The organism is Oceanobacillus sp. FSL K6-0251 (assembly GCF_038004725.1).
Lineage (GTDB): Bacteria > Bacillota > Bacilli > Bacillales > Amphibacillaceae > Oceanobacillus > Oceanobacillus oncorhynchi.
In genome coordinates this window covers 3,290,908-3,312,691 of record NZ_JBBORS010000001.1, presented here as the reverse complement: position 1 = coordinate 3,312,691, position 21,784 = coordinate 3,290,908, and the positions used below count along the sequence as shown (strand labels likewise).

Sequence of the window (21,784 nt, the reverse complement as noted above, 5' to 3'; positions counted from 1 at the left end):
GGTTATACGGATGGCAGACAATCAGATTAACACGAAGGATTTTATTATCGGAACACTTGTAGGAAGTTTTGTAGGAGCTGCGACAGCATTGTTGCTTGCACCAAAATCAGGTAAAGAACTGCGCAGTGATTTAAACGATAGTGCGGTTCAAGTGAAAAATCGTGCAACAGAATTAGCAGGAACAGCTCAGGAAAAAGGTGTGGAATGGAAAGATAAAGCTTATTCTACAACTTCCGATTTAACGAAGAAAGCAGTGGATGTAACTTCTGATTTATCCAAGACAGTTGCAGATAAATCTCAGGAGCTTACAGAAAGCGTAAAACAAAAAACGGCTGATTTGAAGGATGTCGTAGAAGATAAACTGAATGATGCTCAGGATAAAGCAGAAGATGTAAAAGATTCTGCTGGTGAGAAGCTGGATGATGCAAAAGATAAGGCTTCGGATTTAAAAGATGAGGTATCAGATAAAATAGAAGATGTAAAAAAAGAAGCTGCTGATAAAAAAGCAGAGGCAGAAGAAACTGCTTCTAAAAAAACAGCAGAAGTAAAAAAAGAAACAAAACAAGCAGTTAATGAAGTAAAAAAAGAAGCAAATAAAAAATCATAATACTTAAAAACATTGATGAGCATTTTTACTCATCAATGTTTTTTTATAATTATATCTTGTCTGTCCCGGAGAACCGCCCGTAAAATTCCCGCTGAATGAAGTTTCGTTCTATATGATTGTAGAACTCCGCTGATTTTTAAAGTGAAAATATATTGGATTTATAAAGGAGGAGGGGAGGGCTTTTGGCCCTTCTTCCAAGATATATAATATAATTAATGGTTCCATTTTTCCGTATTTTCTCTAAGAATTAAAATTTTACATTAATTAGATGGTGACAAATAGAAGAATCTTAGCTATAATGGTCTCTAATTATTCTAAATGATTAAATAGATTAAGTGACTTGAGGAGTGTGTATTAATGAGTAATGAAATGGAACAGCTAAGAGAACAAATGGACAAGGTCAATCTGGAAATACTAGAATTGATTAACAAGAGAGCAGGCATTAATCAAGAGATTGGTGAATTAAAAACCAAGCAGAGCATTAAGCGATTTGATCCAGTGCGTGAGCGTGAGATGCTGGATAAAATTAAAAGTAACAATGATGGTCCATTTCAGGATTCAACACTTGAACATATTTTTAAAGAAATTTTCAAAGCAAGTCTTGAGCTTCAAGAAGAAGATAACAGCAAGGCACTTTTAGTATCGAGAAAGAAACAGCCTGAAAATACAGTCGTTGAGCTTAAAGGGGAAAAAGTCGGCGATGGCGGAATCAGCTATGTATTTGGTCCATGTGCAGTAGAAGGATATGAGCAGGTTGCTGCAGTAGCTGCGTCTGTAAAAGAAAAAGGATTGAAATTACTTCGCGGCGGGGCATTTAAGCCGAGAACATCTCCATATGATTTCCAAGGACTTGGAATCGAAGGATTAGAAATCCTGAAAAAAGTAGCGGATGAGTATGATTTAGCTGTTATCAGTGAAATTGTAAATCCTGCAGATTTAGAACAGGCAGTTGATTATATTGATGTCGTTCAAATCGGTGCAAGAAACATGCAGAACTTTGAACTGTTAAAGGCTGCTGGAGATGCTGGAAAGCCTGTCCTGTTAAAACGCGGACTATCTGCAACCATTCAGGAATTCATAAATGCAGCAGAGTACATCATGTCCAGAGGCAACAAAAATATTATGCTGTGTGAACGTGGAATTCGTACATACGAAAAAGCAACACGTAATACACTGGATATTTCTGCAGTACCTATTTTAAAACAAGAAACTCATTTACCTGTTTTTGTAGACGTAACACATTCTACAGGCAGAAGAGATTTACTGTTGCCTACAGCTAAAGCTGCTATCGCAGTCGGAGCAGACGGCGTAATGGCAGAGGTTCATCCGGATCCGGCAGTTGCTCTTTCTGACTCAGCTCAGCAAATGGATATCCCGACATTCGATCAGTTCTTTAAAGAAATCAAAGATGTTGAAAATCGTTTAGGAAAATAATAAAGACTGTCTCAAAAATTAGTGGTATAATTTTTGGGGCAGTTTTTTTGATAGAAAAAATGCTATACAGGATCTGCGCTAAAATAAAACGTTGAAAATGTTTTCAAAGTTTCAAGTTTGGATATAATAAGATAAAGGTATATTATATTTATAGTGTGTTTATGAAAATTTTCATTTTGTTTTCATGAAAGTTTTGTAATTTTTTTCATGGTAGCGTATGATATATAAATAGATGCAGCATTAGTTCTTGTTTAAAGTGAAACATTATTCAGCAGGGCTGTATTTCCCGATTTTGACTATGCTTGAAACGGGAGTCTTGCAAAAGCTCTTCGATGGGACGAGTAATCCCGGCAATATTGACAGGTTAATGATTTTGATGAATTTTGATACAGATAGTAATAAAACTGTCTAGCGAAGGAAAAACACGAAGACTCCTATGGGAAAGCGTTGTGTTTTTCTTCAGCGGTCGCACTAACCTGACAACATTGGCAGTCCCGGTTTCAGCCAGATGCACTGCGATAAAATGAATTTTAGGAGGTAGATAAACATGACTGTTACAATTTATGATGTAGCAAGAGAAGCAAATGTTTCCATGGCGACCGTATCTCGTGTTGTCAATGGAAATCCAAATGTAAAACCAACCACACGAAAGAAAGTATTAGCAACGATTGAACAATTAGGATATCGTCCTAACGCAGTTGCACGCGGACTGGCAAGTAAGAAAACAACAACCATCGGTGCGATTATTCCGGATATATCGAATATCTTCTTTTCAGAGCTTGCCCGGGGAATTGAGGATATTGCGACAATGTACAAGTACAATATTATTTTAAGCAGCTCGGATCAAAACAAGGACAAGGAATTGGAATTGATCAATACAATGCTGGAAAAACAAGTAGACGGTATCCTGTTTATGGGCGGAAATATCACGGAGGACCATGTTCATCAGTTTCAGACAAGCTCTGTTCCAGTTGTACTGGCTTCTACGTATGATTCGACAGACACCATTCCTTCCGTCAATATTGACTATGAACTGGCTGCATATGAAGCAACAAAATCATTGATTGAGAAGACAAACAAACAGCCTGCTTTAGTAGGCAGTGAATCAGATACAAGCGTGAACATTTTAAAAACGAATGGCTATCTGCGTGCATTGAAAGAGGCTGATATAGAGCCTAAAGAAGATTATATATATAAGAGTTCTTATGCGTATTCAACAGGTATAGAAGCAATGGAGCACTTTTTAAAATTAGAGGAACGCCCAGCTTCTGTATTTGTGATGTATGATGAAATTGCTCTAGGTGTTATTCATGGCGCGCAGGATAATGGACTGCAAGTCCCTGAGGATATCGAGGTATTTGGTTTTGATAATATCCGGCTGGCAAGCATGGTACGTCCTAAACTGACTACCGTTGTCCAGCCTACCTACGATATTGGTGCAGTAGGTATGCGTCTTCTGACGAAATATATGAACGATGAGGAAGTAGACGAGAAAAATGTGGTATTGCCGCATCGTATGGAATTCAGAGATTCTACAAAATAACACACAACAAAAAAGACAAGGCAGTTTTGAATCATAAACTGCTTTGTCTTTTTCTATGGCTGATAAGAGACAGTACTGGTTTGAAAAAGAAGAAATCTAACCTCCATTACAATCAAATAATCGCAGTATACTTAAGCATATCTTCTAACAGTAATTTGTTTTTCTCTGTGATTTCAGCCCTTCTAGGAATTACCGGATAAGAATCGGCTGCATCCTGCCAATTTGCCGGAAGGGCTACGGGAGCTTCCTTTTGCCATTTTTTCAGCCACTTTTCAGGAAGGGGACCTTTACAGCAGCTTCCTGTTTTCATCACATTCCACACCTGTCCCCACGCACGTGGCACAACACGCCACATGTCGTATCCGCCGCCGCTGACAGCAAGCCATCTTCCATCACAATACGTATCTGCAATTTCAGCGGCAAGCAAAGGGATTCTCTCATATATCTTCATGGTGCCGCACAAATGTGTTAAAGGATCAAGAAAATGGCTGTCCGCTCCATTTTGTGTCACAATAATATCTGGTTTGAAGAACGCAGCAATTTTCCGTAAAGCTGTTTCATATAATTCTAAGAAAGAATCATCCTCTGTAAAAGCATCAATAGGTAAATTAAAACTATAGCCGTGTCCGCCTTTGATTCCTCTTTCATTTACGTTTCCCGTACCTGGAAAAAGGTAACGGCCTGTTTCATGTATAGAAAAGGTGCATACATTCGGATCATCATAAAAACCAGCCTGCACGCCGTCCCCGTGATGTGCGTCTGTATCTACATAAAGCACTTTCAAATCCTCCTGTTCCCGCAAGTATTTAATAGCAATCGCGCAATCATTATAAATACAGAACCCGGAGGCTTTACGTGGAAATCCATGATGAAGTCCGCCGCCAATATTGGTTATTTTTTTATAATCTCCGTTTAATATTTTATCAATAGCAGTGAGACTGCCTCCAACTAATGCAGAAGAAGCTTGATGCATATTTGGAAAAATAGGTGTATCTTCTGTTCCTATGCCATACTCCTGTGCCCGATCTGCTATTAAATCTCCGCTGCCGGCTCTTTTAACCGCTTCAATATAGGTTGTATCATGAAAAAGAGCAATCTCTTCATCTGATGCAACCCGAGGTACAATGAAATCCTCTGCTGTTAAGGTAGCCTGCTCTTCCAGCAGTTCCTTCGTCAGTAAGGTCCTCTTGTGATTAAAAGGGTGATCTTCTGAGAATTGATAGTTTAAAAAATTAGAAGTATAAATAAAACCTGCCTGCTTCGTCATTTCTTTGGCTCCATAATATTATTTGGCCAGAGCAGGGTATAGCCGGCATCTCGAAGGTCATTGATAATAGGCATCGGATTTAACGTTTTAACACGGAAGACAAGTATTTTATAGTCAGGATCCTTATAAGGATAAAGCAATACGGAAACAATATTTACATTATGGTTGCCGAATACACTTGCCACCTTTGGCAGCTGTCCAGGCAGATCAGGTACTTTTACTTCAATAAGGGAGCTTTGTTCATGTGTTCCGGTCAATTGAATCAATTTATAGAGCATATCTTTTTCGGTTACGACACCAACCAGTTTGTTTTGGCTGACAACCGGTAAACAGGCAATCTCTTTGTCATAAAAAATATAAGCAATTTCTTCGACAAAATCCATGGGATGAATCGTTATCACCGGACTCGTCATAATGGTCTGAATCTCTTTGTTAAGAATATGAAAATCACTTGTATCCAAAAAAGTGGATGGGCTTGCATCTCTTACGTCGCGGTCAGAAACAATACCGAGCACCTGCATCGCTTCATCTACAATCGTGATATGTCTGATTTTATGCTTTTCTAACAGCTGCAATGCTTCATTAATTGTTGCTTTCGGTGGAAGCGTTATCATATTCCTGTTCATTAATTCTTCAACTAGCATAGTAGAATCCCCCTTCAGTTATATCTCTGTTAATAATGATTCGGACCTAAAAAACGCAATTTATCAAATCGTTCAATGGATTTTTGCGGCACATTACTTCCTATACGGACCATCAAACAGTTAGCCGGATGAGAGTTTATCTCCGGTTCATCTGTAGGAGCTGGAAGAAGCCCTCCCGCTGCCATCATCTTTTCCATCACTTTCCGATAATCCCAGATACTTAATTGACTGTAATCAAGATCCCAATGCCAATAATATTCTGTAGAAATGACAATATAATTTTCCATGTAAGGGTCCTTCATGGATTGCCGGAGCAGTGTAGACCCGACGCCTCCGCCCCGATATTTCCGGATAATCTCAATTGCGCCTAATTCAATTAAATCCTCCATATTGAACTTGGACCATCTTTCCAATGGATCAGGATGCAGGTAAGTCACATAGCCGATAATGGTATCTGTTGTACGTGCAATGATAATTCTAGACTCTTCCAGCTCTGCGATGTCTAAAAGTGCTTCAAATTGTTTGTCAGCTGGCCGGAATGCAGTTAATTCTTCATGAAAATGATATTGTTCTAACTGGGAGCGTGAAACAGGACCTTCGATTGTCAGCAGACCTGCCTCTGTTTCTAAAAGGATTGAATCAAATTCCTTTATGTGTTTCATCCATCCACCACCTTTATGAGATACAAAATGCTCTTACCATCCATTATACAGAAAATCGCAGCATTTTTTTAGTATTTTTTGATAATTGTTAGGAAGCTTATGGTATGTAATAAAAAACTTCACTCTATAAGCGGATATCCCTTGCTTGATAGAGTGAAGTTTTATTAAAAATATATATCATTTGTTAATCGTCATCATCACCGTCATCGTCTGAGCTGGATGAGGACATACTGACTGGTATGCCAATTCTCAGCCATTTATCTGTTTCTGTTCGAGGATAGAGCATGGAAAAGTCATCCATATCATCATAACCATTTTCTCTCAGCCAGTCAGGGTTGAACATAATCCCGTTGCTTCTGCTGAATGACCTGCCGTCGTCATCTGATTCTAAAACGCGTCTGCTGCCTCTGGTTAAGCTATTGTCCTCTTCTGTCGGCACATGACGGGAATCAAATAAGTCTGTTTTAACCAGACCTACATCTTCACATAAATCGGATGGAAGCATTCCTGAAACGGCGCAGTAGCTTCTTTCTACAATGCCGTCCGGACGTTCAAACGTTGATTCCGGTGTTACCAGGACAGGGTCTACCTGCGCGGCGGCATTAATAACCTCCGCCCACAACTTCATATTCCGCTGACTGTATGTCAGATGATACTCATGATTGATGGGAGCAGGCGTTTCATAGCCAATCCAAGTTCCAAAGGTAATATTTGGATTAGTTGCTACAAACCAGGCGTCATGATAATCCTGAGATGTTCCTGTTTTTCCAGCCCAGTCGACATTTGTGTTTTGAAGCTGGGAATTCACGAAATTACCTGTCCCGTTATCAATCACATCCCGCATCATATCGACTGTCAGGTAAGCTGTTTCAGGTGAAAATACTTCTACTGGATCCGTTTCATGCTCATAAATCACATCGCCTTCAGCGTTTGTGATTCTATCAATCATATAAGCATCTGCAAACTTCCCGTTATTGCCAAAGGTGGAGAAAGCATTGACGTTTTCTTCTACTGATATACCATGGTCCATTCCGCCAATAGAAAGAGATGGCTGAACATGATCACCAGGCGTTAATGAAGTGATGCCCATCTTTTCCAAATATTCAGCAGCAGGGTCATTATTGATTATTTCCATATACACGGCGGCAGCAGGAATATTATAGGAATTGGCCAGCGCTGTACGGGCAGAGACAAGGCCATAATTTCCTCCTCCATAGTTACGCGGAGGCCATCCACCAGCAAATGTCCTAGGATAGTCTGCAATCGGTGTTCCCGGCTGAATAACGCCTTCTTCCATCGCCGGCGCATAATCAAGCAAAGGCTTGATGGTACTGCCGATAGAGCGTCTTGTATCCGTAGCGAAATTTACCTGGTGATCTTCATCAAAACCGCGTCCGCCGATAAATGAAATTATTTTGCCGGTGTTATTTTCAACCATTATCGCACCAGTCTGGATTTCCTGTGTTACTTCATATTCTTCCCCATCACTGTTTGTAGCGGTAAACGTTCTGGCATATCCATAGTCTGAATAATTGTCTGCTGCTTCTTCCATGGCGTCGTACATTTCTTTATTAATCGTCGTATGGATTTGATAGCCGCCGTCACGTAATTCTCTTTCTGTACGCTCCGCATATTCAGCTCGTAAATCGTCATCTTCTGCCAAATCTTTCTCAGTCACGCCGTCTTCTTCCATTAATAAACCTTGAATAATATCCTTGGTTCTTTTCTCTACTTCATAAGTGACATATGGATATTCGTCTGTAGAAGAAGGGATCGCATCAATAAAATCGCTGGCAATATCATAATTGGCAGCTTCTTCGAGTTCTTCATCTGAAATAAAATTCATATCATGCATGCGATTTAAAACTGTTCTCATCCGGCTGATTCCAGCTTGCAATTCTTCTTCAGACTTTCGCGCACCTTCCGCTGTAAATGGTGTGTAGGAAGAAGGACCTTGCGGAAGGCCGGCCAGATATGCAGCCTGCGGAAGTGTTAATTCAGATGCCTCTACACCGAAAATACCTTTAGATGCTGTCTGTATACCTGCAATATTACGGCCGGATGAATTTCTGCCATAAGGAATAATATTTAAATAAGCTTCGATGATTTCATCTTTTGTAAAATAATTTTCCAGCCGCATTGCTAATAATATTTCTTTGGCTTTCCGGTCAAAGGACACTTCGTCTGTTAGAATTTGATTCTTAATCAGCTGCTGTGTCAGTGTGCTTCCTCCTGTTTGGACAGAGGAATTTAGAAATTCCTGTGCCGTCGCTCTTAAGATCGCTTTTGGCACCACACCGTTATGCTCGTGAAAATACTCGTCCTCTGTTGCGATAACCGCATCAATCAATGTAGGTGAGATATCGTCAAGTGCTACTTCTTCCCGATATAAATCACTTCGGATATCTCCCAGGTAGACATCGTTAGCGAAATAAATACTGGATGTCTCAGAATAATTGTAAATATCATCTGCCATAGATGCTTCACTTCGTAATGGTTCGTCATAAACCAGGGAGGCAAAGTACCCAAGTCCGATTCCGCCGGCAAAAATCCCGCCGATGCCGATAATCACAATGACAAATAATACAATATTCCAAACAACGTCGTATGTAACTCGTGATGTCTGCTGGAGAATACCTTTTTTCCACCAGTCTTTAACAGTATTAAAAAAACGTTGCAGTTTTTCTTTCATAATAGACATTAGACCTCCTATTTCAACATTTATTATAACATAGTGAAAATACAGTTTGGTAGTAAGACGGAAAAAGGCTTGCATAGAAGAACTATTTATGCTATGAATAGTATCATATGAATTTAATTTTTTATGAAAGAAACATGGAAGGATCGAAGTAGCAACGTGAATCCCTGTCTTAGAGAACTGACGGATGGTGCGAGTCAGTATATATTCACTTGCGAATTACAATCTGGAGTTTTTCTTTTTATTATTCGCGTCATGGAGGCTGATAATAAGAAGAACGGTGACAACCATCGTTAACAAACCTTAAGCGGCTATTTTATAATAGCAACAAGGGTGGTACCGCGAATCCAACTCGTCCCTTTCTTACCAGAGAGGAGGCGGGTTTTTTTATTTACCTTAAAAAGGATGTCCCAAAAGCGGGGAGCAGCTGGCATTGTCAGTAAAAAGAAAATACAAATAAGCAGGAGGAAATAATATGAATATTTTACAGGATTTAGAAAACAGAGGGTTAGTAAATCAAGTAACAGATCGGGATGGATTAGAAAAGCATCTTGAAAATAATCAGGTAACCTTATACTGCGGCTTTGACCCGACAGCGGACAGCTTGCATATCGGACATTTAGTCCCTTTAACGATGCTGCGCCGGTTTCAGCGGGCTGGTCATAAACCGATTGCCTTAGTCGGAGGGGGAACCGGGATGATTGGTGATCCAAGCGGCCGTTCAAGTGAACGCAGCTTGAATACCGAAGAGGTTGTTTTTGGTTTTACGGAAAGCATTCAAAAGCAAATTGCCAAAATTGTAGATATGGATGATACCTCCAGCGATAATCAAGTTGTCTCCCGCAACAACCACGATTGGCTGGGAAATATGACAATCATTGATTTCCTTCGCGGAGCAGGAAAGCATTTTGGGATTAATTACATGCTGTCTAAGGATTCGGTTGCTGCAAGACTTGCACAAGGAATTACCTTTACCGAATTCAGTTACATGATTCTGCAATCACTAGACTTTTTACGGTTATACGAAGAAGAAAATTGTACATTGCAAATTGGCGGAAGTGATCAGTGGGGGAATATCACAGCAGGGTTAGAGCTTATCCGCCGTTCCAGAGAGAACCAAGGGGAAACTGCTGAAGCATTTGGCTTAACTGTTCCTTTAATCACAACGGCAGATGGAACAAAATTCGGAAAAACCGCCGGGAACGCCGTGTGGTTAGATGCTGAAAAAACATCTCCATATGAATTTTACCAGTTTTGGATCAATGCTGATGATCGTGATGTGATTCGTTTTATCAAATACTTTACTTTCCTGTCAGATGAGGAAATTGCAGAGCTGGAAAAAGAAGTAGAAACACAGCCGGAAAAACGGGTGGCACAGCGCCGTCTGGCAGAAGAAATGACACGCAGCATCCATGACCAGGCTGCTTTGGATCAGGCGCAGCGAATTTCTGCAGCATTATTCAGCGGAGATATCAAACAATTAAAAGCAGATGAAGTAGAACAAGCGTTTAAGGATGTTCCCAATCATGATACGGGGAAAGAACCTTCCAGCTTAATCGATTTATTAGTGGATGCTTCTATCTCTTCATCGAAGCGGCAGGCAAGAGAAGATGTGAAAAATGGAGCTATCTACATTAACGGAGAACGTGTTCAGGATTTGGATTACGTGGTAGATGAAGCGGACCGTTTAGGGGATGCTTTCACGGTTATCCGCAGAGGAAAGAAAAAATATTTCTTGATTCGTTTTCAATAAAAAGAAGAAAAAATAGATTTGACGCTGTGATAACGTCAAATCTATTTTTTCCTCCAATACAGTATATACAGCGAAGTATATATTTTATTTGTTGTAGAAGAATAAAGCCAACGTGGCGGGACCTGAATGCGCGCCAATCACGGAACCAACCATTTCAATAATAATATTTTCTTCTTTGACATGAAACGTATCCTGAATCATTCTGGAAAGCTCCTGTGCACGAGGTAAATCATCACCATGGCTGATTCCAATGGTTTGATTTTGGAAATTGCTGCCCCGCTTTTCCATGACCTCTATCATGCGCTTCAGCACTTTCTTCGTTCCGCGAATTTTTTCTAAAGGAATAAGCTTTCCTCCGTCGACATGCAGAAGAGGTTTGATATTCAATAAGCCGCCGACAAAGGCAGCGGTTTTACTGACACGGCCGCCGCGATATAAATACTCTAAATTGTCCACAGTAAATATATGCTCCATCTGTGCGGCGTTTTTGGCGGTTTGCTGAATGATTTCATCAAAAGAGATATCCTTTTGAGCCATTTTAGCTGCTTCCAGTACGACTAGACCGAGGCCCAGTGAAGCACATTTGGAATCAATAATGTGCAGCTTTGCTTCAGGATATTTCTCTTTAATTTCTTGTTCAACCATTTTTGCAGCTTGGCAGGTTCCGGATAATTCCGATGAAAAAGCGATATAGAGTAGAGGCTTGCCTGCTTCCGCATAAGAAGTGAAGATTTCTTTAAATTGGTTTGCTGATGCCTGCGATGTTTTTGGTGTCTGTCCTTCCCGCATCGCATCATAGATTGTCTTCGGTTTAATATCGACACTGTCCCGATAATCTTTTGATTCAAGATGAACAGTTAAAGGTATCATTTCAATACTATATTCGTTATAATAATGTTCGGATAAATCACATGCGCTGTCTGCCAGAATGGTGATTGCCATTTTAATCACATCCGTTTCTATTTAAATAAGATTTAATTATAAGTTTACGTTTAATTGAATATTTAGTCAAAAATTTAATAAAGGAGGCTGTTTTGTGTTTTATATTGAAGCTAAGAGGATAAGTATAGTAATACTTGGAGCATTATTAAATGCTGCATCTTTAAACTTCTTTCTTATCGGTGCAAATGTCTATGCCAGTGGATTTACGGGAGCGGCTCAGCTATTATCCAGTATTTTTAATGATTTCTTAGGAATCGGCCTATCCACAGGTATTTTATTAGCTCTTTTAAATATTCCAGTTTTGATTTTAGGATGGTTAAAGGTAGGAAAGGGATTTACTGTTTATAGTGTGATATCTGTATTTTTCTCTACGTTATTTTTAGAGATATTACCGCTTATTTCTATTTCGAATGATATTATTTTAAATGCGGTATTTGGCGGTGTTATCGCTGGAGTCGGTGTAGGTATTACATTAAAAGCAGGTGCCTCTACAGGCGGTATGGATATTGTGGCAATGATATTATCCCGTCTGAAAGATAAACCGATTGGCAACTATTTTTTAATTATGAATTCCTTGATTATTGTTATTGCAGGTATTTTATATGAACCTGAAAATGCGTTATACACCATGCTGACACTTTATGTAACGACCCGTGTGATCGACACCATTCATACACGCTATGAAAAGGTTACCGCGTTTATTGTTACTAAGAAAACGGACGAGCTGCAGAAAGCCATCCATGATACGATGGTTCGCGGGATTACGATTTTGCCTGCAAAGGGAGCGTATACGAAAACAGATAAAAGTCTCATGTATCTTGTTGTGACAAGATATGAATTATATGATTTAGAAAGAATTATCAATGAAGTAGATCCAGAAGCATTTACAAATATTGTAGAAACTGCTGGAGTATATGGGTTCTTTAGAAAAGATTAAAAAGGTGTGTATATGTATGAAACGTTGGTATGCTGTTATTGCTGTGCTCGTACTATTGGCAGGCTGTGGGAATAGAGATGGGGAAGTCATTGAGCCGAGTGCTCCGGAGGAAAATAATGAAACGACAGGCACCGTAATGTTCCAGGAAATTGACATTACAGCAGATGGAGAACAATTCCATATCGTTGGTCAGGTAAGAACAGAAGGAAATGCTTTTTTCTATCGAATTGAACAGGATGGAGAAACCATTCAAGAGGAAACAACGGTAGACTTGGAAGAAGCAGATGCAGGTTCTTTTCAAAGCTTTCAAATCATGGAGACATTCTCCGAAGATACGCTTAGTCATGAGGAGCCTCCATTCGTCGTGATGTATGGAAAAGATGAAGATGATAATGAGATTAACGCAAATTATGTACCGATAGATACAGAAGAATAAGCTGTTTTTTGCCAGTATTATTTAAAATCCCCGGATTCGCTAGACCATAAGCGGTTCCGGGGATTTATAAGATAACAAGAAAGAGGCCGGGGAGCTCCCGGCCTCTTTCTTAATAGCCGAATTTAACAAATATTTCTTCCACCTTGGGATTAATATTCTCCCAGTCAGCGTCAAAATGTTTGTTGACCGTAATAAAATTTTGATAGCCAAATACGTTATCAACATCTTCCAGTTTCATTAATTCATTTAAAATTTCATGCTCGCTAACATCACCGGGCATAACAGAAATACTGTTTGTCCCAGAAAAAATAACACTATCTGATGTGTATTTCATTGCATTTGGATTTGGTGTCGGGGAAATATGTACTGCCATATGAGTACCTCCTCATTTAATTGTTCGTAAGTTTATATTAACAGAAAATCGAAAAGAGATAAAGAAAAGGAAGGCTGCATATGTTTTATCTGCAGACTCCCTTCTTAATAACCATTACACAAGGCTGTTATTCTTATTAAGATTTAAATATTCTTCTAAAAATATGCTGATACCGTCTTCTTCATTCGTTAAGGTCTGATGTTTGGATACAGAGACAAGGTCGTCAATCGCATTTCCCATAGAAACACCGACACCGGCATAATCAATCATTTCTAAATCATTGTCCTCGTCGCCAAAAGCAATAATATTTTCACGGGCAATGTGATATTCGTCAGCAATAGCTTTTAGCCCGACTGCTTTATTCATTCCTTTTTTGATAATTTCAATGATATTCCATGGAGCGCCCCATTTACGATGTTCAATGACTTCCGCATGATAATCATTTAAATGATTTCGCAGCTCCTCTACCTGCGAAGCGTTAGGATGAATAAGAACAGAAGTCGGATCATATTTTAATTTAGATTTAATGTCGCCGATAATATATGGTGATTGCTCGGGGAAATCTTGAAAGATAGTCATAATATCTTCACTGTATTGATCTAAATAAACCTGGTCTTGCACTTCAGCTAATATATTTTTTACTTCGACTTCGTTGGAAACATCAATAATCCGATGTGCGGTAGTCAGGGGCATTGGCGTGTGAATACCTTTCCAGCTGGTATCCAGAGGATGGTGTACAAGTGCTCCATTGAAGTTTACCATCGGTGTTTTTAATTGGAGTTCCTGATAGTATTGAATACTGGCACGGCCGGGTCTTCCGGTGGCAATAACAACCACGTGGCCATCTTCTATTGCTTGAGATATCGCCTGTTTATTTCGAATACTGATTTTCTTATCATCTGTCAATAACGTACCATCTAAATCCAATGCGATTAAGTGCCTGTTTTTATTTTCCATTCTGTCACCTCTCATTTGATTTTTATGTTACCATGATTTGAAAATATGTAAAGTAAAGAAAAATTAAACAAAAGTTGCATTGTTTGCGAAAGATATTACAAAAACTTTACAATAGAGATAGTACGTTGATAAGTGAAAGGAAGCGTGTCAGAAATGATAGGAATATATCAGGAACCAATCGAGGGAATACCTTGCTTGCATGTTGTCGATCAAAAGTATGCTGGCGGGGAACGGCCGACGGTTATTTATTACCATGGTTTTACAAGCGCGAAGGAGCAAAATTTGCCGATAGCCTACATGCTTGCTGAGAAAGGATTTCGGGTGCTTCTACCGGAAGCGCTGCACCATGGGGAAAGAAACAGCGGTTTATCAGATGATAAACGGCAGCTCGCTTTTTTTGAAATCGTGTTAAAAAATATTCGTGAATTGGATATTATCCGGAAATACTTATTAGAAAATAAGCTTTTAAAAGAAAATGCATTAGGTGTAGCTGGAACCAGCATGGGAGGAATTACAACAAGTGCTGCGCTTGTCAAATATTCCTGGGTCAATGCAGCGGCTGTTATGATGGGTACCCCTAAACTGCAAGCATATGCGCACCAATTACTGCAGTATGCTGAAAAGAATGGGAAGACACCATTTACACAAGAAGATTTGGATGATTTGTTTGAACAGCTGGCTGAATTAGATTTGTCTGCCCACGTGGAATCACTTCACGAACGTCCGTTAATGTTCTGGCATGGGGAAAATGATAAAGTAGTTCCTTATGAACAATCGCACTCCTTTTACCAAACAGTCAAGCAGGCTTATAAAAAGAAAGACCATCTGCAATTTATTGGCGAAAAAGGCAGGGAGCATAAAGTTAGTGTGCCGGCAATGCACCACGCTGCAGAGTGGTTTGAGCGGCATCTGTTGTAAAATGATTTAATTACATGTTAAAGTATGATTTAATAGAAACAAGGGAAAGGAGGATGACACGTATGGATGAAGCGATGAAAGAGAATCTAATGGGTGCATTAGAAAACGTTATTGATCCGGAACTAGGTATTGATATTGTCAATCTTGGTTTAATATATGATGTAGATTTGGATGATGATGGCTTGTGTGTAGTTACGATGACATTGACTGCAATGGGATGTCCTTTATCTGCGCATATTGAGGCAGATATCAAGCATGCTTTATCAGATATTCCAGAAGTAAAAGAAACAAAAACAAATATTGTTTGGGATCCGCCTTGGGGTAAAGATAAGATGTCCCGCTATGCGAAGATTGCCTTAGGTATTCCAGATTGATAAAAGAGAGCAGAATATAAACAAAGGCATCCGTCTAAAAAGAATGGATGCCTTTGTTTATATTTGGAGATTATTATAAGAAAATCAATACAAGAATACCGACGATGACACAGTAGTATGCGAAATACTCCAGTTTTCCGTGCCGCATCACGTTCATAAACCATTTAAGTGCAAAATAGCTGGCAATGAAGGACGTAATGAATGCTACCAGATAAGGTGCCCATAGATAACTCATTGCCGGGTCACTGGCGATTTCAGGTATTTCAAGAATACCTGTACCAAGACTTACCGGAATATAGAGCAGGAAAGAAAATCGTAAAGCTGTTTCCTTTTTCATGCCGACAAGCATCGAAGCAACGATAGTTGCACCGGATCTGCTGATTCCCGGCGTGACAGCAATCGATTGAACCAGGCCGACAATGATAGCATCTTTTGTTGATAAATCTCCATCCTGTTTGCGTCCTCTGAGATTACGGATAATCCAAAGAGCAAGAGCGGTGATTAATAAAGTTATCCCGACTACATTCGTTCCGCTCAGCGTTTCGCCAAGTGCATCTCCGAATAACACGCCGATAATCCCGACAGGAATGGTTGCGATGACGAGATAAACAACAAACATAAAGTCACTTTTGACCGTTTTATCTCCTTTGAATAAGAACTTCCATGTACTGACGATTAAACGTATAATATCTTTGCGGTAAATCAGCATTACAGCCAGTAGAGAAGCGAAGTTAACAAAGATTTCAAAAGAAAGCCCTCTTGCTTCAATATTAAACAGCTCTCTGACAATGATTAAGTGTCCGCTGGAGGATACCGGTATTGGTTCGGTAACTCCTTGTACGATACCAAGAACAAAATACTGGATCAGTGTCCATAAATTACTTAAAGCGTCCATGTTTTTATACCTTCCTTTATTTTTTCTTCTCTGATTGTACAGTTATTTCTTAAAATGAACAAAGCAGAACTACAATCAATTTTGTCCATTCCAATTTATTAGCCTGTCCTTATATGTAAATATGCTAAAAATGATAAGCATAGAACGTTTTCTTTAATAAAAGGCATTTTAGAAATATAGAAACCCCTTGCCGCATAGAATAAGACAAGGGGTTTTACCTACTTAGTGTCTTCTTTCAAAACCAGACCAGCTAAAGCAAAAACGAATATAGAAAAAATACCCGCTACAATCAGTGCATCACGAACAATAAATGGTGCTGCGCCCATGCTTGTCAATACATAAGAGACTGCTAAAGAAATAGCTACAGCCCAAAAAATAGTTGCTATAAAACGCATAAGTCCACCTCACTTTACTACCTTATCTAAGCGTACCATAAATACTATTTTAACATGAAAAGCTTTTTGTTGCTGTAAAGAATTTAAAAAAATCATGAAAATTAATGGTTCTTTACCTGAATATGACTATAAAGGAGTGTTTTCCTTGCGAGTATTCGTTACTCCCCACAATCATTGGATTGGCTACCATATAGTAACAGAGTTATTAGATGCGGGCTGCCAAGTCGATGGAAAGCGGGATAATCAAATCGATTCTGGACTGGAAGATTTTTTTGGAAGGAACAGTCATTTTCAAGAAACGGGTCAAGTGATAAGTCCATATGATTTGGCAATTGTCATTAATCATCATTCCGATATAACGGATTTGCCGCAGTATACTAAAAAGATATTGCATATATATACCGATGCAAACGGACATAAGATATCAAATTATGCAGACACAACAGTGATTTCCGCTCCCTATCTTATTGGGGAAGGAATGGAAATGAACGAAAATGGATTGATTGCAGACGGCAGACTGCTTTCTTTTGCAGATAAAGAATGGCAAAACAAAGCGATTTATATCAAAGATTTTTTAAATGTATTGATGCAATGGATAAAAATGACCCATTTGCCAAAATTAATAGAGATTATCTCTGTTAACGATAACTTAACAAACACAAAAGTTGAAAAAAAGCAGGTTCTGCTGGAAAATAGAGATATAGATGAAGTAATAAAAACAATACAAACATTTAATAAGCGACTTCGGTAATGAAATGGGTGTGCTAAGTTGAAATATATCTACTATCCAACAATCCTTCTGTTTTTGATTTGTACATTGTCTGCTTGCTCTTATTTTGAGACGGGTCAAATACAAAATGTCGGGTTTATAACGGATTCAGAAATAGATAATAACCCTTGGACAGAGCAAGGATATCAGGCCATGGAGGAGATTGGTGAAAAATATGATGTAGATGTTTATTATAAAGAAAATATACAAACGATGCATGATATGCAGGAAGCTGTTGACCAATTTGTTCAAGATGGTGTGAATTTGATTTACGGGCACAGTAATATTTATGGAGAATATTTTATGTCATTGGCAGAAAGTTATCCAGATGTTCATTTTGTTTACGTGAATGGAGGAGAGTCCGAAGAAAATGTAACCTCTCTTAATTTTAATGGGCATGCCATGGGATTTTTTGCTGGTATGGTTGCTGGAAATATGACAGAAAGCCAGCAGATAGGGATTATTGCGGCAAATGCTTGGCAGCCGGAAATTGAAGGATTCTTTGAAGGGGTCAATTATGTAAACAATGAGGCAGAGATAAAATTCAATTATACAAATGATTGGAATAACGTGGAACTGGCGTTGAAAAATTATAATGCCATGCAGCAAGAAGGTGCAGATGTTGTGTATCCGATTGGAGATGCTTTCAGTGAAGCTGTCTTGAAAGAGGCAGAAGAGGATAATCTTTATGGAATCGGATATATGATGGATCAAATGGAAGTTGCGCCGGATGCCGTATTAACAAGCACGATTCAACATGTTGGAGAGTTATATCAAGCAGCAGCAGACGAATTTAACCAGCAGGAGCTGGAAGGAAAAATTTATACCTATGATTTTAAAGGTGGTTTTATATCACTTGGTGAATTTCAATCCGCTGTCCCCGATGAGGTAAGACTTCAAGTAGAGGAAGACATCGAAGCGTACATTGAAACAGGTTTATTGCCAAATGAATATTGAGCGGCGAAGCAGTAATCAAAAAATATAATAAATCAAAAAAGAAATTGGATAGCCTGGTTATGAAGAAGGGGTAAAATTGTAACTTGCTATCCAATTCATTTTATCTTAAAATTAGTACCAAGTCATAATGTTTGATATTAATGTTATTATAGAAGGGGAGCGCGGTTAAATGAGTATCGGTATTTTAGGGACCGGCCATTATTTGCCTACAAATGTAGTTACCAACCATGATTTGGAGAAAATCGTTGATACAAACGATGAATGGATTCGAACCAGGACCGGAATTCATGAAAGAAGGCTGGCTACAGACGATATTGATACTTCAGATATGGCATATCATGCATCCATAGAAGCGCTGAAAGATGCAAATGTGAAAGCGGAAGATATTGATTTAATTCTGGTAGCGACAGTAACACCGGATACAGCTTTTCCATCCATTGCCTGCCTGATCCAGGATAGATTAGGTGCTGTAAATGCCGCAGCAATGGATGTTGGAGCAGCCTGTGCCGGATTTATGTATGGTGTGATTACAGCAAATCAATTCATTGCAGCAGGTACGTATAAAAATGTACTCGTTGTCGGGAGTGAAAAATTGTCTAAAATTACAGACTGGACCGACCGTTCGACCTGTGTTTTATTTGGCGACGGTGCTGGAGCAGCGGTCATTGGTGAAGTATCTGAAGGGAAAGGTATCCTGTCCTTTGAACTCGGTGCAAATGGCGCTGGAGGGAAGGAACTCTATTTAAATAAAGAAGATCATATCATCATGAACGGTAGAGAGGTTTTTAAATTTGCTGTGAGGCAAATGCCGGAGTCTACCATCCATGTTGTTGAAAAAATTGGATTATCTCGTGAAGATGTGGACTATCTTGTTCCGCATCAGGCAAATATCCGGATTATGGAAGCGGCAAGAGAGCGATTAGGTATTTCCGAGGATAAAATGGCGAAATCGATTGAGCGTTTTGGAAATAATTCTTCTGCTTCGATTCCTATGGCTTTGTCTGAAGCAGTAAAAGAAGGTAAAATAAAAGATAATGATTTAATCGTATTAGTAGGATTCGGAGGAGGTTTAACCTGGGGAGCGGTTGCAATGCGCTGGGGCAGGTAAGCTTTATCTAATTAAAGGAGGATTACTATCGTGGAAAAAAGAGTTGTAATAACAGGACTAGGAGCTGTAACTCCCGTTGGTAATGATGTTTCTACGATGTGGGAAAGCATTATTAATGGGAAATCAGGTGTTGATTTTGTTACGAAAGTAGATAAAGAACAATTCACAGCGAAAGTAGCTGCCGAGATAAAAGATTTTGATCCGGCTGCTTATATGGAGAAAAAGGATGCCCGCAAAATGGATCCTTTTACACAATATGCTGTGGCAGCTGCGAAAATGGCTGTAGAGGATGCAAAATTAGAAATTACAGATGAGAATGCTGACCGTGTCGGTGTCTGGATTGGTTCTGGAATCGGGGGAATGAAAACATGGGAGGACCAGCATTCAAAGTTTTTAGAGAAAGGTGCGAAACGTGTCAGCCCGTTTTTTGTGCCAATGATGATTCCGGATATGGCTGCAGGACAAGTGTCTATTCAATTAGGAGCCAAAGGTATTAATGCTTGTACAGTAACAGCCTGCTCTTCTGGTGCAAACTCTATTGGAGATGCATTCAAAGCAATCCAACGCGGTGATGCAGATGCAATGATTACCGGCGGTACAGAAGCGCCAATCAGCAATATGGCATTTGCTGGATTTACGTCAGCAAAAGCATTAAGTACAACCGATGATCCGAAGAAAGCAAGCCGCCCATTTGATAAAGAAAGAAATGGTTTTGTTATGGGTGAAGGTTCGGGTATCCTGATTTTAGAATCACTGGAATCCGCAAAAGAACGCGGCGCACAAATTTATGCAGAAATTGTCGGTTATGGAGCAACAGGCGATGCATACCACATTACAGCACCTGCTGATAATGGGGAGGGCGCTGCCCGGGCGATGCAGCATGCAATTGCTGACGCAAAGCTGGATTCCAATGATATTGATTATGTGAATGCGCACGGGACAAGTACAGACTTGAATGATAAGTATGAGACAGAGGCGATTAAAACGGTCTTTGGTGAAAAAGCGTCCAGTTTAGCTATTTCCTCAACGAAATCAATGACTGGTCACTTATTAGGAGCTGCAGGGGCGATTGAAGCAATTATTTCCATTAAAGCAATCATTGATGGAATTGTCCCTCCAACTATTAATTATGAACATCCGGATCCGGAATGTGATTTAGATTATGTGCCAAATGAAGCCAGAAAGCAGGAAGTGAATGCAGTAGTAAGTAATTCATTAGGTTTTGGCGGGCATAATGTAGCGCTAGTGTTTAAAAAATATGAAGCATAGTTAAAAGAAGCTTATCCCTTTTTTAGGGATAGGCTTTTTTCTTAAATATCCGCTCCAGAAATACACTCCGCTTTCCGTGGGCTTGAGCTCAGCCTCCTCGAAAAAAAGAAGAACACTTTTTTTCTGCGGGGTCTTCCCACTGCGCATTCCCACAGGAGTCTCCGTGTATTTCTTCTGGGACTGGGACTGCGATTACTCGTCCCACCGAAAACCATTGCGATTACTCGCCCCATCAAAACCGTCGCTAGAATTTGCGTTATTTCCTTGTGAAAAAGCAAATAAAACATAATTCCACTTAGATGGGAGCGGATGTTGTCGACTCCTGCGGGAAAAGCAACAGGTAGACCTGAGCAGGAAGCGGTTTTCTTCCTACCCGCTGGGCATAAGTGCGACTATGCTTCTGTCTGCGCCTGACGGCTTGCCAATCAGCAAGTCTTCTTTAAAGGAGGCTAAGCCGTTGCCCGCGGAAAGCGACTTCCCGTAGCGGACATCTCTTCGGCAAGAACACCGATGTTTTAAAGACCAAGCGGTATTCTTGGTTTTTCTAACATCCTGTAAAAACCTTGTATTTTCCGTGGGACAAGCACATAGAATGATATAAACGGACAAGCAGGTGAGGCGATACGATGGGCTCTTTCTTTATATTTCTAGTCGGATTTGGAATGACAGTTACAGGAAGTGTTACTATCATAGCATATTTCAATTTTCTCCCCGCCGGGTTAAGCTGGGCTGACTATTTTACATTTATAGCAGGGCGGTTAGAATGTTATTTTCTTCCTTTAGGTTTATTGCTGATCCTTATTTCCCTCCGTCATTTTAGTGTAGAAAAATAAGTGATTTCGCATA

Annotated in this window: 21 protein-coding genes and 1 other annotated feature; of the genes, 12 read left to right on the top strand and 9 right to left on the bottom strand. The window is 39.6% G+C overall.

The genetic code is table 11. From position 1 onward, the window contains the following. Window positions 1–10: 10 nt before the first annotated feature. The 3 genes from MKY45_RS16535 to ccpA all read left to right on the top strand — a co-directional run bounded on the left by MKY45_RS16535 (window position 11) and on the right by ccpA (window position 3,584). Window positions 11–607: a YtxH domain-containing protein gene (locus MKY45_RS16535; protein ID WP_042535502.1), complete on the top strand. Its 597-nt coding sequence runs from the start codon at window positions 11–13 to the stop codon at window positions 605–607. A 357-nt stretch (window positions 608–964) separates the two neighbouring features. Then, window positions 965–2,041: a bifunctional 3-deoxy-7-phosphoheptulonate synthase/chorismate mutase gene (locus MKY45_RS16530; RefSeq protein WP_212929569.1), complete on the top strand. Its 1,077-nt coding sequence runs from the start codon at window positions 965–967 to the stop codon at window positions 2,039–2,041. 547 nt (window positions 2,042–2,588) lie between these two features. Further along, window positions 2,589–3,584 (top strand): catabolite control protein A, encoded by a 996-nt coding sequence (gene ccpA / locus MKY45_RS16525; protein WP_042535498.1) that lies wholly within the window; start codon window positions 2,589–2,591, stop codon window positions 3,582–3,584. A 112-nt stretch (window positions 3,585–3,696) separates the two neighbouring features. Here the strand turns inward: ccpA and MKY45_RS16520 are convergent, their stop codons facing one another. The 4 genes from MKY45_RS16520 to MKY45_RS16505 form a co-directional block, all read right to left on the bottom strand. Beyond that, the gene (locus MKY45_RS16520) at window positions 3,697–4,851 is read right to left on the bottom strand and encodes an acetoin utilization protein AcuC (protein WP_042535496.1); all 1,155 of its coding nucleotides are present in this window, start codon (window positions 4,849–4,851) and stop codon (window positions 3,697–3,699) included. Next, a complete protein-coding gene (locus MKY45_RS16515) occupies window positions 4,848–5,495 on the bottom strand; it encodes an acetoin utilization AcuB family protein (protein WP_193064341.1) in 648 nt (215 codons plus the stop codon). Before MKY45_RS16515 ends, MKY45_RS16520 begins: the two co-directional genes overlap by 4 nt. Before the next feature lie 29 nt (window positions 5,496–5,524). Next, window positions 5,525–6,157, bottom strand: coding sequence for a GNAT family N-acetyltransferase (locus MKY45_RS16510; RefSeq protein WP_042535494.1), 633 nt, complete (start codon window positions 6,155–6,157; stop codon window positions 5,525–5,527). 184 nt (window positions 6,158–6,341) lie between these two features. Then, window positions 6,342–8,858 carry a transglycosylase domain-containing protein gene (locus tag MKY45_RS16505; RefSeq protein WP_226895001.1) on the bottom strand — a complete coding sequence of 839 codons (2,517 nt, stop codon included), beginning with the start codon at window positions 8,856–8,858 and terminating at the stop codon, window positions 6,342–6,344. Window positions 8,859–8,984: 126 nt separating this feature from the next. Next, window positions 8,985–9,218, top strand: a binding site (T-box leader). Window positions 9,219–9,330: 112 nt separating this feature from the next. Between MKY45_RS16505 and tyrS the strand changes: the two genes are divergently transcribed. Further along, a complete protein-coding gene (gene tyrS / locus MKY45_RS16500; protein WP_042535493.1) occupies window positions 9,331–10,608 on the top strand; it encodes a tyrosine--tRNA ligase in 1,278 nt (425 codons plus the stop codon). A gap of 84 nt (window positions 10,609–10,692) precedes the next feature. Here tyrS and MKY45_RS16495 read toward each other — a convergent pair whose 3' ends face one another. Beyond that, on the bottom strand, window positions 10,693–11,550 hold the full coding sequence (locus tag MKY45_RS16495) for a DegV family protein (protein WP_341173126.1): 858 nt from the start codon (window positions 11,548–11,550) through the stop codon (window positions 10,693–10,695). Between the two features lie 94 nt (window positions 11,551–11,644). Between MKY45_RS16495 and MKY45_RS16490 the strand changes: the two genes are divergently transcribed. Next, window positions 11,645–12,487 carry a YitT family protein gene (locus MKY45_RS16490; protein ID WP_341173125.1) on the top strand — a complete coding sequence of 281 codons (843 nt, stop codon included), beginning with the start codon at window positions 11,645–11,647 and terminating at the stop codon, window positions 12,485–12,487. A 16-nt stretch (window positions 12,488–12,503) separates the two neighbouring features. Further along, on the top strand, window positions 12,504–12,923 hold the full coding sequence (locus MKY45_RS16485) for a hypothetical protein (protein WP_052485098.1): 420 nt from the start codon (window positions 12,504–12,506) through the stop codon (window positions 12,921–12,923). Window positions 12,924–13,032: 109 nt separating this feature from the next. Here MKY45_RS16485 and MKY45_RS16480 read toward each other — a convergent pair whose 3' ends face one another. Both MKY45_RS16480 and MKY45_RS16475 read right to left on the bottom strand, forming a co-directional pair. Then, a complete protein-coding gene (locus MKY45_RS16480; RefSeq protein WP_042535487.1) occupies window positions 13,033–13,296 on the bottom strand; it encodes a NifU N-terminal domain-containing protein in 264 nt (87 codons plus the stop codon). Between the two features lie 114 nt (window positions 13,297–13,410). Next, window positions 13,411–14,253 carry a Cof-type HAD-IIB family hydrolase gene (locus MKY45_RS16475; protein ID WP_256704916.1) on the bottom strand — a complete coding sequence of 281 codons (843 nt, stop codon included), beginning with the start codon at window positions 14,251–14,253 and terminating at the stop codon, window positions 13,411–13,413. A gap of 153 nt (window positions 14,254–14,406) precedes the next feature. Here MKY45_RS16475 and yjfP point away from each other — a divergent pair, with 153 nt between their 5' ends. Beyond that, entirely contained in the window at window positions 14,407–15,171 is a 765-nt protein-coding gene (yjfP, locus tag MKY45_RS16470; RefSeq protein WP_042535483.1) for an esterase, read from the top strand. A gap of 62 nt (window positions 15,172–15,233) precedes the next feature. After that, window positions 15,234–15,545 carry a metal-sulfur cluster assembly factor gene (locus MKY45_RS16465; protein WP_040979684.1) on the top strand — a complete coding sequence of 104 codons (312 nt, stop codon included), beginning with the start codon at window positions 15,234–15,236 and terminating at the stop codon, window positions 15,543–15,545. Window positions 15,546–15,618: 73 nt separating this feature from the next. On the opposite strand, the gene MKY45_RS16460 is transcribed toward MKY45_RS16465, so the two are convergent. Together MKY45_RS16460 and MKY45_RS16455 are read right to left on the bottom strand one after the other, a co-directional pair. Beyond that, window positions 15,619–16,440, bottom strand: coding sequence for an undecaprenyl-diphosphate phosphatase (locus tag MKY45_RS16460; protein ID WP_042535481.1), 822 nt, complete (start codon window positions 16,438–16,440; stop codon window positions 15,619–15,621). Between the two features lie 218 nt (window positions 16,441–16,658). Further along, on the bottom strand, window positions 16,659–16,835 hold the full coding sequence (locus MKY45_RS16455; protein WP_084613006.1) for a DUF2929 family protein: 177 nt from the start codon (window positions 16,833–16,835) through the stop codon (window positions 16,659–16,661). Between the two features lie 145 nt (window positions 16,836–16,980). Between MKY45_RS16455 and MKY45_RS16450 the strand changes: the two genes are divergently transcribed. The 4 genes from MKY45_RS16450 (at window position 16,981) to fabF (ending at window position 20,938) form a co-directional block, all read left to right on the top strand. Beyond that, a complete protein-coding gene (locus MKY45_RS16450) occupies window positions 16,981–17,586 on the top strand; it encodes a hypothetical protein (RefSeq protein ID WP_042535479.1) in 606 nt (201 codons plus the stop codon). An 18-nt stretch (window positions 17,587–17,604) separates the two neighbouring features. Further along, complete coding sequence (locus tag MKY45_RS16445; RefSeq protein WP_341173124.1) at window positions 17,605–18,561, top strand: BMP family ABC transporter substrate-binding protein; 957 nt, start codon at window positions 17,605–17,607, stop codon at window positions 18,559–18,561. A 169-nt stretch (window positions 18,562–18,730) separates the two neighbouring features. After that, on the top strand, window positions 18,731–19,669 hold the full coding sequence (locus tag MKY45_RS16440) for a beta-ketoacyl-ACP synthase III (RefSeq protein ID WP_042535475.1): 939 nt from the start codon (window positions 18,731–18,733) through the stop codon (window positions 19,667–19,669). A 27-nt stretch (window positions 19,670–19,696) separates the two neighbouring features. Next, window positions 19,697–20,938: a beta-ketoacyl-ACP synthase II gene (gene fabF / locus MKY45_RS16435; protein WP_042535473.1), complete on the top strand. Its 1,242-nt coding sequence runs from the start codon at window positions 19,697–19,699 to the stop codon at window positions 20,936–20,938. Window positions 20,939–21,784 lie beyond the last annotated feature (846 nt).